Consider the following 12,863-nt stretch of genomic DNA (forward strand, 5'->3'; position numbering starts at 1 on the left):
ACAGCATGGCCGCCACGAGCACCCTGCGCATCGCGCTCGCACAGACGAACCCGACCGTCGGGGACCTCGACGGGAACGCCCGCCAGGTCCTGGAGTGGACCGCGAAGGCGGCCGAGGCGGGCGCGCATGTTGTCGCGTTCGGGGAGATGCAGCTGACCGGGTACCCGGTCGAGGACCTGGTGTTCCGCGAGTCGTTCGTGGCCGCCTCGCGGGAGCGGGTGGCGAGCCTGGCGCGGGAGCTGGACGCGGCGGGCTTCGGCGAGCTCGTCGTCGTCACCGGCTACCTGGACGCCGACGGCCCGGCGCGGATGAGCTCCGACTCCGACCCGGACCGGGGGCCGCGGGACGCGCTGGCGGTGCTGCACCGGGGTGAGGTGGCGGTGCGGTACTTCAAGCACCACCTGCCCAACTACGGGGTGTTCGACGAGGACCGGTACTTCGTGTCGGGGAACGTCCTGCAGGTCGTGCGGATCGCGGGCGTGGACGTGGCGTTCACCGTGTGCGAGGACATCTGGCAGGCCGGTGGCCCGTTCGCGGTGGCGCGTTCGGCGGGTGTGGGGCTCGTGGTCAACATCAACGCGTCCCCGTACGAGCTGAACAAGGACGACGTGCGGCTGCCGCTGGTGCGGCGTCGCGCGGCCGAGGCGGGTGCGACGGTCGCGTACGTGAACATCGTCGGCGGGCAGGACGAGCTGGTCTTCGACGGCGACTCGCTGATCGTGGACGCCGGTGGCGAGGTCCTGGCGCGCGGGCCGCAGTTCGTGGAGACGTTGCTCGTGCACGACCTGACGCTGCCGGTCGCGGGGGACGTCCCGGCGCCGGGTGAGGCGGAGATGACGATCGCGCACACTACGCTGAGCGCCGAGGCGCTGCCCGCGTCGGCCGAGCCGGTCACGGCGGGTGTGGCCGAGCCGCTGCCGGACCTGGCGGAGGTGTGGCACGCGCTGGTCACCGGGCTGCGCGACTACGTCGGCAAGAACGGGTTCCGCACGGTCGTCTTCGGGCTGTCCGGCGGTATCGACTCGGCGCTGGTGGCGGCGCTGGCGTGCGACGCGGTCGGGCCGCAGAACGTGTACGCGGTGTCGATGCCGAGCCGCTACTCCTCGGGGCACTCGCGTGACGACGCCGCCGAGCTGTCCAAGCGCACCGGCTGCCACTACCTGAGCGAGCCGATCCAGCCGATCGTGGACACCTTCACCGGCCAGATCCCCCTCGACGGGCTGGCCCTGGAGAACCTCCAGTCGCGGGTGCGCGGGCTGATCCTGATGGGCCTGTCCAACCAGTACGGGCACCTCGTGCTGGCGCCCGGGAACAAGACCGAGTACGCCACGGGCTACTCCACGCTCTACGGCGACTCGGTGGGCGGGTACGCGCCGATCAAGGACGTCCTCAAGCTCATGGTCTTCGGCCTGGCGACGTGGCGCAACGAGGAGGCCGTGCGCAACGGCGAGGTCCCCCCGATCCCGGAGAACACGATCGTGAAGCCCCCGTCGGCGGAGCTGCGCGAGGACCAGATGGACACCGACTCGCTGCCGCCCTACGAGATCCTCGACCCGGTGGTGGAGGGCTACGTGGACGGCGACATGGGCCGCGAGGCGCTCATCGCCGCCGGGCACGACCCGGCGGTGGTGGACCGGGTCACCAAGCTCGTCGACCGCGCCGAGTACAAGCGCCGCCAGACCGCACCCGGCCCGAAGATCTCGGTGAAGAACTTCGGACGTGACCGTCGTCTCCCGATCACCAACAAGTGGGTCGAAAAGGCTTAGTCTGACCGCGACAGCACACCCGGGGACCCCTAGGGCCTTGAGGATTCGAAGGAGTCAAAGATGACTGCTGACGTGCCCGTCCTGTACGGCCGGACCGCATCTACCCGCGTCCGCACCCGTGACCTGATCGCCGCCAAGGAACGCGGCGAGAAGTGGGCGATGCTCACCAGCTACGACCAGTACACCGCCGCGCTCTTCGACGAGATCGGCATCCCCGCGCTGCTCATCGGGGACTCGGCCGCCAACAACGTGTACGGCTACGAGACGACGCTGCCCATCAGCGTCGAGGAGCTGCTGCCGCTGGTCGCCGCGGTCGCCCGCTCGACCACGCGCACCCTCGTCGTCGCCGACCTGCCGTTCGGGTCCTATGAGGCGAGCACCGAGCAGGCCCTGGCGACGGCGGTCCGCTTCATGAAGGCCGGGGCGCACGCCGTCAAGCTCGAAGGCGGACGCCGCGTGGCCGCGCAGATCGCCGCGCTCACCGGCGCGGGCGTGCCCGTCATGGGGCACGTGGGCTTCACTCCGCAGAGCGAGCACGTCTTCGGCGGGTACCGCGTCCAGGGCCGCGCCGAGCAGGGCGAGGAGGTCCGGCTCGACGCGCACGCGGTGGCCGAGGCCGGGGCCTTCGCCGTCGTCCTGGAGATGGTCATGTCGGACGTGGCCGCGCGCGTCACCAAGGAGCTCGACATCCCCACGATCGGCATCGGGGCGGGCGCCGAGACCGACGCGCAGGTCCTGGTCTGGCAGGACATGGCCGGGATGCGCCGGGGCAAGGCGCCGCGCTTCGTGAAGCGCTACGCCGACGTGGCCACGGTGATCGAGGACGCCGCGCGCAAGTACGCCGAGGAAGTCCGCGACGGCGTGTTCCCCGCGCCCGAGCACGGCTTCCACTAGCGCCACCGCGACGCCGCTCCCGCAGGCCGGGGGCGGCGTTTTCGTGCCCGCGCGTCTCACTCAAAACCGGCAAATGGTGCATTACAGTCTACGGGCCTACTTGATCCCGTGAGACCCGGAGAGTGACCCCGTGCCCGAGGCACCCACCGTCTTGGCCAACCGGCCGTCGTGGACGCGGCCCGCGCTGGCCGCCACCGCGCTGCTGGCGTCCGTGATCGCACTGGTGCTGGTCATGAGCAGCGCGCAGGGCGCCGAGCTGCGGATGGCGAACTCCACGCTGCTGGACGTGGACATCACCGACGTCCCGGCCGTCGACCAGCAGGGCTTCACCGGCACCTGGGGCATCGCCACCACGCCGGACCTGTCCAAGCCCAGTGACGACGACCCGGGCGACTTCTCCGATCCCGACGGCGTCCTGGCGATCGTCCGCCCCAAGGGCACCCAGGTCGCGGCGACCTCCTGGGACTCCGCCTCCGGCCAGCTCACCGCGCGCGGCAACATCACCGCGCTGAGCATGCAGGTCAACGGCATCGACGACTTCATCACCATGGGCTCCATCGACGCCTACGCCAGCTGCGTCAACGGCACCGCCATCACCGCCTACGCCCGCAACAGCGGCGCCCGCACCACCGTCGCCGGGCACGAGATCATGGACTCCCGGCAGGAGATCCCGGTGACCGGCGCCGAGATCGGCATGCCCAAGGTCGCCACCGGCGTCCTGACGGTGAACGTGAAGCCCTCCGAGATCCTGATCAACGAGCCCACCGAGGCCTCGGCCGAGGCCTGGTACGAGATCACCATCGGCGCCGAACTGAAGGACGCCGACGGGAAGGTCCTCTACGCCGGGCCGATGCTGGACCTGAAGGTCGCGCACGTGAAGGTCACCTGCCAGCCGCGCGTGGTGCCCTCGCCGACGACCTCCTCATCGAGCCCGTCGCCCACCGCGAGCCCCACGGCGTCACCGACGGAGAGCCCGACGGCGTCCCCCACCGTCTCCCCGACCGCGAGCCCGACGAGCTCGCCCACGGCGAGCCCCACCGCGTCCCCGACGGCCTCACCGACCGCCTCGCCCACCGCGAGCCCCACCGCGTCCCCGACGGCCTCGCCGACCGCGAGCCCGACGTCCTCCCCCACCGGCTCACCGACCGTCCCGCCCACCACCGGTCCCACGACGGGACCGCCGACCACCGCTCCGCCCACGCCCCACCCGTCGCCGTCCCCCAGTGACGGCGGCGGCCTCCCGGTGACCGGTGGGGCCGTGTGGGTGACGATCGTGCTGGGCCTGTCGGTCCTGGGCGCCGGGATCCTGTTCCTGGCCGCCGTGCGCAGGCGCGAGCTGCGGGGATAGACGCGGAACGGCCCGCCGGTGGCGACGCCGGCGGGCCGTGATCTCTAGGGCGCGATGAGGTTACAGCTTGACGATCGTGAAGATCCCCACGCCGGTGCGCGCCGGAGAGACCGACCAGTAGCCCCCGCCGGTGCGGTCCTGGATCCGGTCGTACATGACCGCGTCCAGGTCGAGGCCGATGATCTCTTGCGTCCCGTCACCGTCGAGGTCGTCGACGATCACGGTCCAGTTCTCCAGTCCGCCGGTGGAGTCGCCCTTGGCGGTGACGTAGCTCTTGTCGGCGGTCAGCACGGAGGTGTCCCAGGTGGCCAGGTAGCCCTCGTTGCCGGAGACGATGAGCGGCTCGCCGTCGGGACCGGTGGCCAGGGCCGCCCCGAACGGGTTCGGGATGAGGAAGCCGCCGTGCGGGACCTTGTCGGGCCCGACGGTGGCGAACATGATCTGCCGGACCTGCGTCAGCCCCGCCGGGGTCACCAGGAACTGGCGGTGCATGGCGGCCCCGGAGGTCGGGCCCACGGCGGTGACCAGCTCGCCGGTGCGCCCGTCGCGGACCTCGTAGGCGGTGTCCACCGAGTCCGAGCCGATCGCGAAGGCGACGGCGTGCCCGTCGGCGAACGGGATCGCCGGGTCGGCGTAGACGCCGTTCCACAGGCCGATGGCCTCTCTGTCCACGATGGACGCCGGGGCCTTCCACGCCGTGCGGCCGCGCGCGGTCACCGCGACGCTGCCGCGCTGTGGAGTGGCGCCCTGCGCGTCGGCGCGGGTGGTGTACATCGCGTAGACCTGCCGGTCGGCGATCGCCACCGAGCTCCAGGCGAGGGTCTCGTCCTCGCCGTAGGTCCACAGCCGGTCGCCGTCACCGTCATAGGCGCGTACGCCGTCGGTGGGGACCACGATCTCGGCGTGCTTCGCGTCGCCGGACAGCTCGCCGACCGCGAAGGTCCACACGTCGCCGTGGCCGCCGCCGAACTCCTCGTCCACGTCGCCGTCGCGGGGGTCGATGACCATGACCGCGCCGGTGGCCGCGACCACCAGCTCGGGACGCGAGGAGCCCGAGACGTTCGCCAGGGCCAGCCGGTGGATCGCGCCGGGCGCGGTCGCCCGCCACAGCGGCCTCGCCTGCGCGCCGAGCCTCGTCCCGTCGAAGGCGAGCACGCCGTGCGCCTCGCCGCCCACGATGAGGTCCTTCACGCCGTCGCCGTTGACGTCGTAGGTCGCCAGCTGGCTGAAGTCGCCGAAGAGCGGCGTCTTGACGTCCTCGTCGCCGTCGCGCAGGCCGTACTCGCGGTAGGTCTGGTCGTAGGAGACGGTGGCGACGCGGCCGTCGCCGGGGAGGGCGTAGAGCGGTGAGGCGTGCGGGCCGCCCCGGTGCTCCCAGCGGGGTTCGCCGTCGCGGCCGCGCAGGACGGCCATCCCGGCGGCCTGCTCGCGGGTGCGCGTGCCGACCTGCTCGATGCGGGTGTCGTCCATCCAGTTGACGATGACGTCGCCGCCGGATGTGGTGAGACCGAACATGAGGGGGCCGTCCTTGCCCCAGTCCGGACTGCGCTTGACGGTGTAGGTCCACAGCTGCGCGCCGCCGTCGGTGGCGCGGACCTGCGAGGCGGCGATGTAGCCGATCGGGTCGGGCAGGCCCTCGGTGACCAGGTACTCCGGGCCGCGCCCGCCGGTCACGTCGGCGATGTCCATGGCCATCGGGAGCGCGTTGACGCGGGTGGACAGTTCGGTCCGCGCGCCACCGGCGAGGGTGTAGGTCACCAGCTTGTAGCCGACGCTGTCGGAGCCGTAGGTGTCCTGCTCGGTGCCCACCAGGACGCCGCGGCGGCCGTCGAGGCCGAGGGTGCGGACCAGGTTGGGCGTGGCGACGTCCCAGGCCTTGACGCCGGAGGCGGTGTCGAGCGCCATGAGGTGCCCGCCGAGCCGCTTGGACGGGTTCTCGCTCCAGCCGAGGGCGACTTTTCCGTCCCCGGCGGGTTCGAGGACGTTCCAGTAGGCGGTGTGCGAGCCGGTGTCGACCGTCCACTTCGGCGTCTCGGTGAGCGTGTCGCCGGAGCGGGTGAAGGTGTAGGCGTAGGCCTTGGCCAGGGACGTCGGCTCGGAGAGGCGGTTGCCGATCGGCATGTCGGCCACCACGAGCGTCCCGTCCTGGATGAGGACCATGCGGGCGTTCATGTACCGCTTCGACCACAGGGTCGTGCCGGTGGCGCCGTCGAGGACGTCGACGATCCCGGCCGCGCCCGACTTCGACTCCGGCAGGACCACCGGGGACGACGGCGTGTCGCCGACGTAGGAGATGAACGCGACGTCGTCGACGCCGTCGCCGGTGAGGTCGCCGACGGCGTAGCCGCGATCGGTCCAGTCGCCGACGGAGCTGGTGGCGTAGGTGCCGACCTTGACCTGGAAGGCGGGGATGCCCCGGCTCCAGGGCCGCAGGTAGGTCAGCTTCCACTCCGGCCACAGCGTGGAGGCGGTGCGCCGCCAGACGACGTTCTGCTCGCCGTCGAGGCGGGTGAGGGTGCCGTACTGGTTGATGAGCAGCTTGTCGCCGTCGAGTTCGGCGAGCGCGCCGAGTCCATTGTCGGTCTCCAGGGAGGCGGTCTCCTTGAAGTCGTGGGTGCGCCAGCCGTTGGCGGCGGTGGCCTGCGCGGTGGCGGTCTCCTGCTCACCGGCGGGTGTGGTGGCGCCGAGGTTCTCCAGGCGGGACATGAGGTCCTCGCGCTGCTGGGCGGTGAGCCCGGTCTGGGGCGCGGGTTCGGGCGCGGTGGGGTCGGCGTGCGCGGCGGCGGAGAGCCCGAGCGCGAGGGCGAGGGTCCCGGCCAGCAGCAGTGTGCGCTTCTTGGCTGTCATGTCTACTTCCCGAAGGTGATGGCCGTGCCGTCGCGCAGGACCGGCAGTTCGAAGGAGTACTGGGTGGCGGTGACGCCTCCGGCGTCCTCGATGCCGACGGTCGCCGAGGCGCCGCGCTCGGCGTCGCCGGACAGGCCCCGGTACTGGAAGGTGACGCCGCCGGTCTCGGCGAGCACGACCTGGAAGGAGACGCGGTCGCGGGTGCCGGACAGGCGCACGTCGCGCCATTCGATGACGAAGCGGCGGTGGCCGGTCTGGCCGAGGGTGGCGGTGCGGACGCTGGCGCGGCCGTCGACGGTGAGGTCGTCCCAGAAGGGCGCGAGGAGCCCGTTGGGCTGGCGGACGTCGCCGAGGGGGACGTTCTGGTAGTCGCCGAGGCGGGGCGCGAGGAGGTTGACGGTGCCGTTGGTGGTGACGTTGACCGTGGCGTAGGTCCTGCCGTGGACGGTGACCGGGAAGGGCAGGGTGACGGTGGTTGCGTCCTCGTCGCCGGACAGGGTCAGGGTCTCGCGGGTGTCGGCCCAGTCGGGCCGGGTGTCCTCGCAGTGCCAGCCGAGCGCGTCGGCGCGCCAGGGGACGTTCAGGTCGGCGGTCTCGTCGCCGTCGACGGTGACGGGGGTGGTGGAGCCGCCGTAGCAGAGGGCGGGTTCGGGGGCGGTGAGGTCGGCGGTGTAGGCGCCCTGGGCGACCTTGGGGAACGTGTAGCGGCCTGTGGCGTCGGTCGTGACGGCCGGGAGGGGCGTGCCCTTGAGTTCGACGGTCGCGCCCGGTACGGCGCGGCCCCGGGCGTCCCTGGCGATGCCGGTGACCTTCTGGGACGGCGCGGGGGCCATCGGCAGGTCGGCGGTGGCGGTGCCGCCGGCGGTGACCGTGACGCGCGCCGAGGCGTCGCCGTAGCCGTAGAGCTTCGCGGCGACGGTGTAGTCGCCGGCGACGAGGCTGAGGGTGAAGTGCCCGGCGGCGTCGGTGGCGGTGGCGCGGGTCTGCGGGCCGGTCGCGGTGACGGCGGCCATCGGGATCGGCTTCCCGGTGGTCTTGTCCGTGACCGTGCCCGAGACGACCCCGGCGTTGCCGCGCGGGGCGTCCTGGACGGCCTTGGCGATGTTCAGCAGGCCGTTGCCGTAGACGCCGTTGAAGGCGGCGTCGCCGCCGCAGCGGCGGTCGTCCTTGTCGGTGGCGCCGTTGTTGAGGGCTTCGGCGGTGGCCTTGAGGTCCCCGGCGAGCGCGGGTGAGGCCGACCAGAGGAGCGCGACGGCTCCGGCGAGGTGCGGGGTGGCCATGGAGGTGCCGGACATCTTGGCGTAGCCGGAGCCGGGCACGGTGGACACGACGTCGACGCCGGGGGCGGTGATGTCGGGTTTGCCGGTGGCGATGGAGGACGGGCCGAGGCCGGAGAAGTTCGCCACGGTGCCGGTGGCGTCGACGGCGCCGACGGTGTAGGCGGACTGGTTGTCGCCGGGCGAGTCGACGGTCCCGCATTTGCCGTAGCCGAAGTTCCCGGCGGCGAAGGCGGGGAAGATCCCGGCGGCGCGCCAGGAGTCGATGATCTTCTGGTACCAGGTGTTGCCGCGGCCGCCGCCCCAGGAGTTGTTCACGATGTCGGGGGCGAGGTCGGGTCGCGGGTTCTTCCCGGCGAGGTCGGTGGGGGCGAGGATCCACTGCCCGGCGCGCAGGAGCGAGGTGTCGGAGCAGGAGCGGGCCTCGCAGCCCTTGGCGGCGATCCAGGTCGCGCCGGGGGCGACGCCGTAGCCGTCGGCACCGGCCATGGTGCCCATGGTGTGGGTGCCGTGGCCGTTGTTGTCGCAGGGCGCGGTGACGCAGGTGCCGGTGGGGTCGTACCAGTTGTAGGCGTGGTCGAAGTTCCCGCCGCCCTTGTTGCCGCGGTAGTTGCCGATCAGCGACGGGTGGTCGTACTGGACGCCGGAGTCGATGTTGGCGATGACGATGCCCTTGCCGGTGGCACCGTACTGCGACCAGACCTTGTCGGCGCCGATCTGGGTGATGCCGGGTTGCGGGGCGCTGGAGGCGTCGGCGTCCTGGGTGGAGGTGGGTTCCTCCAGGGGCGCGACGCGCTCGGAGAGGAGGCCGGTCACTTCGGGCCGGCCGGCGAGGGCGTCGGCGAGTGAGGCGTCGCCGGTGACCTTGATGGTGTTGGCGATCCAGAAGGACTCGTAGGCGGCGCCGCGGGCGTCCAGGATGGACTTGAGGGACGCCTGGGTGGTCTCGGCGTGGTGGCGCAGCTCGTCGAAGGTCCAGGTGGCGCGGGCGTCGTCGGTGGGTTTGGTCCACGCGGCCGAGAGGTCGGCGCCGTCGTCGAGTTTGAGGAAGAAGGTGGCCGTGCCGTCGTCGGCGAGGTCGGCGCGGACCGAGGGCTCGATCTTGTCGGCGGCCTGGGCCGGTGCGCCGGAGAGGGTGAAGGCCGCGATGACGCCGCTGAGTACGGCGAGGGCGGAGGCGGCGGCGATCACGCTGCTCCGCCGGAGATGCCGGGTGGTCAAAGGGGCTCCCGTCGGGGTGGACGCGTGTGCGGGAGGGCACAGTCGCGAGGGAGACCCTAGAAAAGATCAACTCGGGTGAACAGGGGGTGGCGTGGCGGGGACACGCCATTGACCGGAGGCGGCCAAGGTTAGGTTCGCCGAGGGCGACCGGTCCTTACCGATCGTTAACCCGCTCAGAGCCAGCCGCGGCGGGACGCCTGGAGCCCGGCCTGGAAGCGGGTCGCCGCGCCCAGCCGCTCCAGCAGGCGGGTGACGCGCCTGCTCAGGGTGCGCGGGCTGACGCCCAGGCGCCGCGCGATCGCCTCGTCCTTGACCCCGGCGTTCAGCAGGTCCAGCAGCTCGCGCTCCTCGGCGTCGAGCGGGTCGTCGTCCTCGATGGGCTCGCCCGGGATCGGCAGGCCCGTCGCCCACACCGACTCGAAGAGCGCGGCCAGGGCCTCGGCGAGCGCCGAGGGGTGCACGAGGATGGCGCTGCGGACGACGCCGTCGTGGACGGCGAGTGGCAGCAGGGCGCGGCGTCCGTCGACCACGACGAGTTTCAGGGGGACGGTGGGCACGACGCGGGCCTGCTCACCGGCGGCGATCATGGCGCGCACGGTGTCGTAGTAGCCGGGGACCTCCAGGGCGGCCACGGCGTAGATGGCGCGGGTGTGGACGCCGCGGCTCAGCAGCGAGGACTCCGCGGCGGCCGAGACGTCCTTGTCCACATAGGGCGGCGCGTCGAAGACGGCGACCTCCTCGGTGGCCTCGGCGACCATCCCCGCCATCGCGGCCGCGACCCGTTCGGGCCCGTCGACGACCTCGGCGAGGCGGGCGGGATCGGCGCGCAGCTGGCCTTCGGTGAACGCGTCGACGAGCGCGCCGATGGCGTGCGTGGCGCGGTCGAGGCCGGACTGGCGCTCGCGGATGAGGGCCGCGAGGGCGATGCGCGGGTCGGCGGGGAGGTAGCCGCCGCCGTCGCGGCGGGCCAGGAGGCCGTGGGCGACGAGTTCGTCGAGGTGTGCGGCGGAGCCGGTGACGTCGGTGAGGGGGTCGGCGAGGATGGCGCGGTAGAGCCGCTCGGCGGCGGAGGTCAGGCCCACTCCACCGAGACTCGGCTCACCGTTCATCCCCGCGCGCCGTCCATCGCCTCGTTGGCGAGGGCGTCGGCGCGGTGGTTCTCCGCGCGCGGGATCCAGGTCCAGGTGACCTCGTCGAAGTCCGCGGCGATCTCGGCGGCCTCGGCGGCGAGGGGTTTGAGGCCCGGGTGCTTGATGCGCCAGTTGCCGGCCATCTGCTCGATGACGAGCTTGGAGTCCATGCGCACCGCCACGCTCGTGGCGCCCAGCTCGCGGGCGGCGGTGAGCCCGGCGATGAGGCCGCGGTACTCGGCGACGTTGTTGGTGTGGACGCCGATGAAGCCCTGGCGTTCCAGCAGGACCTCGTCCTCGGCGTCCAGGACGACGGCGCCGTAGCCGGCGGGCCCGGGGTTGCCCCGGGAACCGCCGTCGGCCTCGATGGTGACCTTCACCGGCGGGTGTCCTCGCGGACCATGATCGCGCGGCATTCCTCGCAGCGCAGGACCTCGTCGGGCGCCGAGGTCCGGACCCGCTCGTAGTCGCCGGCGGAGACTTCGATGCGGCAGGCGCCGCAGCGGCGGCCCTGGAGCTGGGCGGCGGCGGTCGGGCTGTTGACGCGGATCTTCTCGTAGAGCTTCAGCAGCGCCTCGGGGATGTCGGCGGCCTGGCGCTCGCGGGCGGCCCGGGACAGGACCTCCTCGGTCTGGATCTCGCCGAGGGCCTCGTCGCGGCGGGCGACGGCGGTCTGCAGGATCGCGGTGATCTCGCCGAGCTGCCGGGCGTGGGCGACCACGGCGGCCTGCGCGACTTCGCGCTTCTCCATCAGCTCCAGCTCGACGTCCTCCAGCTCCGCCTGGCGGCGGGCGAGGCTGCCCAGCTCGTGCTGGAGGTTGGTGAGGTCCTTGGCGGTGCCCTGCCCGGAGTCGAGGCGCTGCTGGTCGCGGGCGGAGCGCTGCCGGACCTGCTCGATCTCGCGTTCCTGGCGGGCGATGTCGCGGTCGATGTCACCGACGGCGGCCTCGGCCTGGGCCTTCTCGTCGCCGACGATGCGGGCCTCTTCTTCGAGCCGCTTGATGACGGCGTGCTCGGGAAGGTTGCGGCGGCGGTGGTCGAGCTGGTTGAGGGTGGTGTCGGTGAGCTGCAGGTCGAGCAGCCGTCGCTGGTCCTTCGGGTCGGCCTTCAACTGTGGTTCGCTCCTCGTTCGCGGGTGGCGGGCTGGCGGTGTGGTCCTAGCGCGGCAGGCCGGAGCGGGCCGCGTGCAGGGTCCACGGATCGGTGACCAGGTCGGAGACGACCGTGTCGAGATCGAGGGCGTCCCGAAGCGCGGTCGCCGCGTAGTCCAGCCAGGGCCGCTCCGTGGCCCAGTGTGCCGCGTCGACGAGGGCGGGGCCATCGTCGGCGAGGTGTTCCCCGGCGGCGTGGTGCCGGAGGTCACTGGTCAGGTAGACGTCGACCCCCGCCGCCTTCGCGTCGGCGAGGTGGGCGTCGCCCGCGCCACCGGACACCGCCACGGTGTACACCGTACGTTCCGGGTCCCCGGCGGCGCGCACCCCCCACACCGTCTCGGGAAGCCGGTCGGCGCAGTAAGCGGCGAACTCCGCCAGGCTCATCGGCTCGGGCAGGCGCCCGACCCGGCCGATGCCCGTCGTGGGCGAGAAACCGTCCGGGACGAGGGGCCGCAGGCCCATCAGGTCGAGCCGCCCGGCGAGGGCGTCGGACACGCCCGGATCGGCCTTGTCGGCGTTGGTGTGCGCGACGTAGAGGGCGATGCCCGCCTCGATGAGGTCGTGGACGGCCCGCCCCTTGTAGGTGCTCGGTGCGACGCTCGACACTCCCCGCAGGAGCAGCGGGTGGTGGGAGACGATCATCTGCGCGCCCACGGCCACCGCCTGCGCGACCGTCTCCGGGACGCAGTCGACGGTGAGGAGGACCGTGGTGACCTCCCGCTCGGGCCGGCCGAGGACCAGGCCCACCCGGTCCCAGGACTCGGCCGTCTCCGGCGGGTAGCGCTCATCGAGAAGGGTGACGACGTCGGCGACGGAGATGCTCACGGCGGGCACGTTACCGCGTGCCGCCATGCGGTCTCGGGCACCTCGGCCCGGACGCGCGGCCACAGTGGCGGGGGCGGAGCCGGGTGGCGGGTGAAGTGGTGGGCGCGGTGGCGGTGGCCGGGACCGGGCGAGCGGCAGCAGCGATCGCGGAGCACGACGACCCTGGGCGATGCCGATGCCCACGGCGGGCGGATCACATGCCACCGAGCCACCCCGGCCCACACGCGCGCCGGGTGCCGCGTCAGCTGGCAGCAGCCGGGCGCCACCCACACTCACGGCGGGCGGATCACATGCCACCGAGCCACCCCGGCCCACACGCGCGCCGGGTGCCGCGTCAGCTGGCAGCAGCCGGGCGCCACCCACACTCACGGCGGGCGGATCACATGCCGCCGGGCCACCCC

8 protein-coding genes and 1 pseudogene are annotated in these 12,863 nt (G+C 72.7%); 3 read left to right on the top strand and 6 right to left on the bottom strand.

From position 1 onward, the window contains the following. Positions 1 to 5: 5 nt before the first annotated feature. From QSK10_RS02770 to QSK10_RS02780, 3 genes are all read left to right on the top strand, one after another. The gene (locus tag QSK10_RS02770) at positions 6 to 1,766 is read left to right on the top strand and encodes an NAD+ synthase (protein WP_285660975.1); all 1,761 of its coding nucleotides are present in this window, start codon (positions 6 to 8) and stop codon (positions 1,764 to 1,766) included. 60 nt (positions 1,767 to 1,826) lie between these two features. Then, on the top strand, positions 1,827 to 2,660 hold the full coding sequence (gene panB, locus QSK10_RS02775) for a 3-methyl-2-oxobutanoate hydroxymethyltransferase (RefSeq protein WP_285660976.1): 834 nt from the start codon (positions 1,827 to 1,829) through the stop codon (positions 2,658 to 2,660). A 130-nt stretch (positions 2,661 to 2,790) separates the two neighbouring features. Next, the gene (locus QSK10_RS02780) at positions 2,791 to 4,008 is read left to right on the top strand and encodes a PT domain-containing protein (RefSeq protein ID WP_285660977.1); all 1,218 of its coding nucleotides are present in this window, start codon (positions 2,791 to 2,793) and stop codon (positions 4,006 to 4,008) included. A 60-nt stretch (positions 4,009 to 4,068) separates the two neighbouring features. On the opposite strand, the gene QSK10_RS02785 is transcribed toward QSK10_RS02780, so the two are convergent. From QSK10_RS02785 to QSK10_RS02810, 6 genes and pseudogenes are all read right to left on the bottom strand, one after another. After that, on the bottom strand, positions 4,069 to 6,855 hold the full coding sequence (locus QSK10_RS02785) for a hypothetical protein (protein WP_285660978.1): 2,787 nt from the start codon (positions 6,853 to 6,855) through the stop codon (positions 4,069 to 4,071). Positions 6,856 to 6,857: 2 nt separating this feature from the next. Then, on the bottom strand, positions 6,858 to 9,323 hold the full coding sequence (locus QSK10_RS02790; protein ID WP_285660979.1) for a S8 family serine peptidase: 2,466 nt from the start codon (positions 9,321 to 9,323) through the stop codon (positions 6,858 to 6,860). 203 nt (positions 9,324 to 9,526) lie between these two features. After that, positions 9,527 to 10,435 carry a helix-turn-helix transcriptional regulator gene (locus QSK10_RS02795; RefSeq protein WP_432705287.1) on the bottom strand — a complete coding sequence of 303 codons (909 nt, stop codon included), beginning with the start codon at positions 10,433 to 10,435 and terminating at the stop codon, positions 9,527 to 9,529. A 26-nt stretch (positions 10,436 to 10,461) separates the two neighbouring features. Further along, positions 10,462 to 10,899, bottom strand: a pseudogene (locus tag QSK10_RS02800) (reverse transcriptase-like protein); the annotation flags it as partial. Continuing rightward, entirely contained in the window at positions 10,860 to 11,594 is a 735-nt protein-coding gene (locus tag QSK10_RS02805) for a zinc ribbon domain-containing protein (protein WP_285660980.1), read from the bottom strand. The pseudogene QSK10_RS02800 and the gene QSK10_RS02805, both read right to left, overlap by 40 nt. Positions 11,595 to 11,640: 46 nt before the next feature. Continuing rightward, complete coding sequence (locus QSK10_RS02810) at positions 11,641 to 12,489, bottom strand: Nif3-like dinuclear metal center hexameric protein (RefSeq protein ID WP_285660981.1); 849 nt, start codon at positions 12,487 to 12,489, stop codon at positions 11,641 to 11,643. Positions 12,490 to 12,863: the final 374 nt, after the last annotated feature.

The organism is Actinorhabdospora filicis (genome assembly GCF_030269765.1).
In the GTDB taxonomy this organism is placed as follows: domain Bacteria; phylum Actinomycetota; class Actinomycetes; order Mycobacteriales; family Micromonosporaceae; genus Actinorhabdospora; species Actinorhabdospora filicis.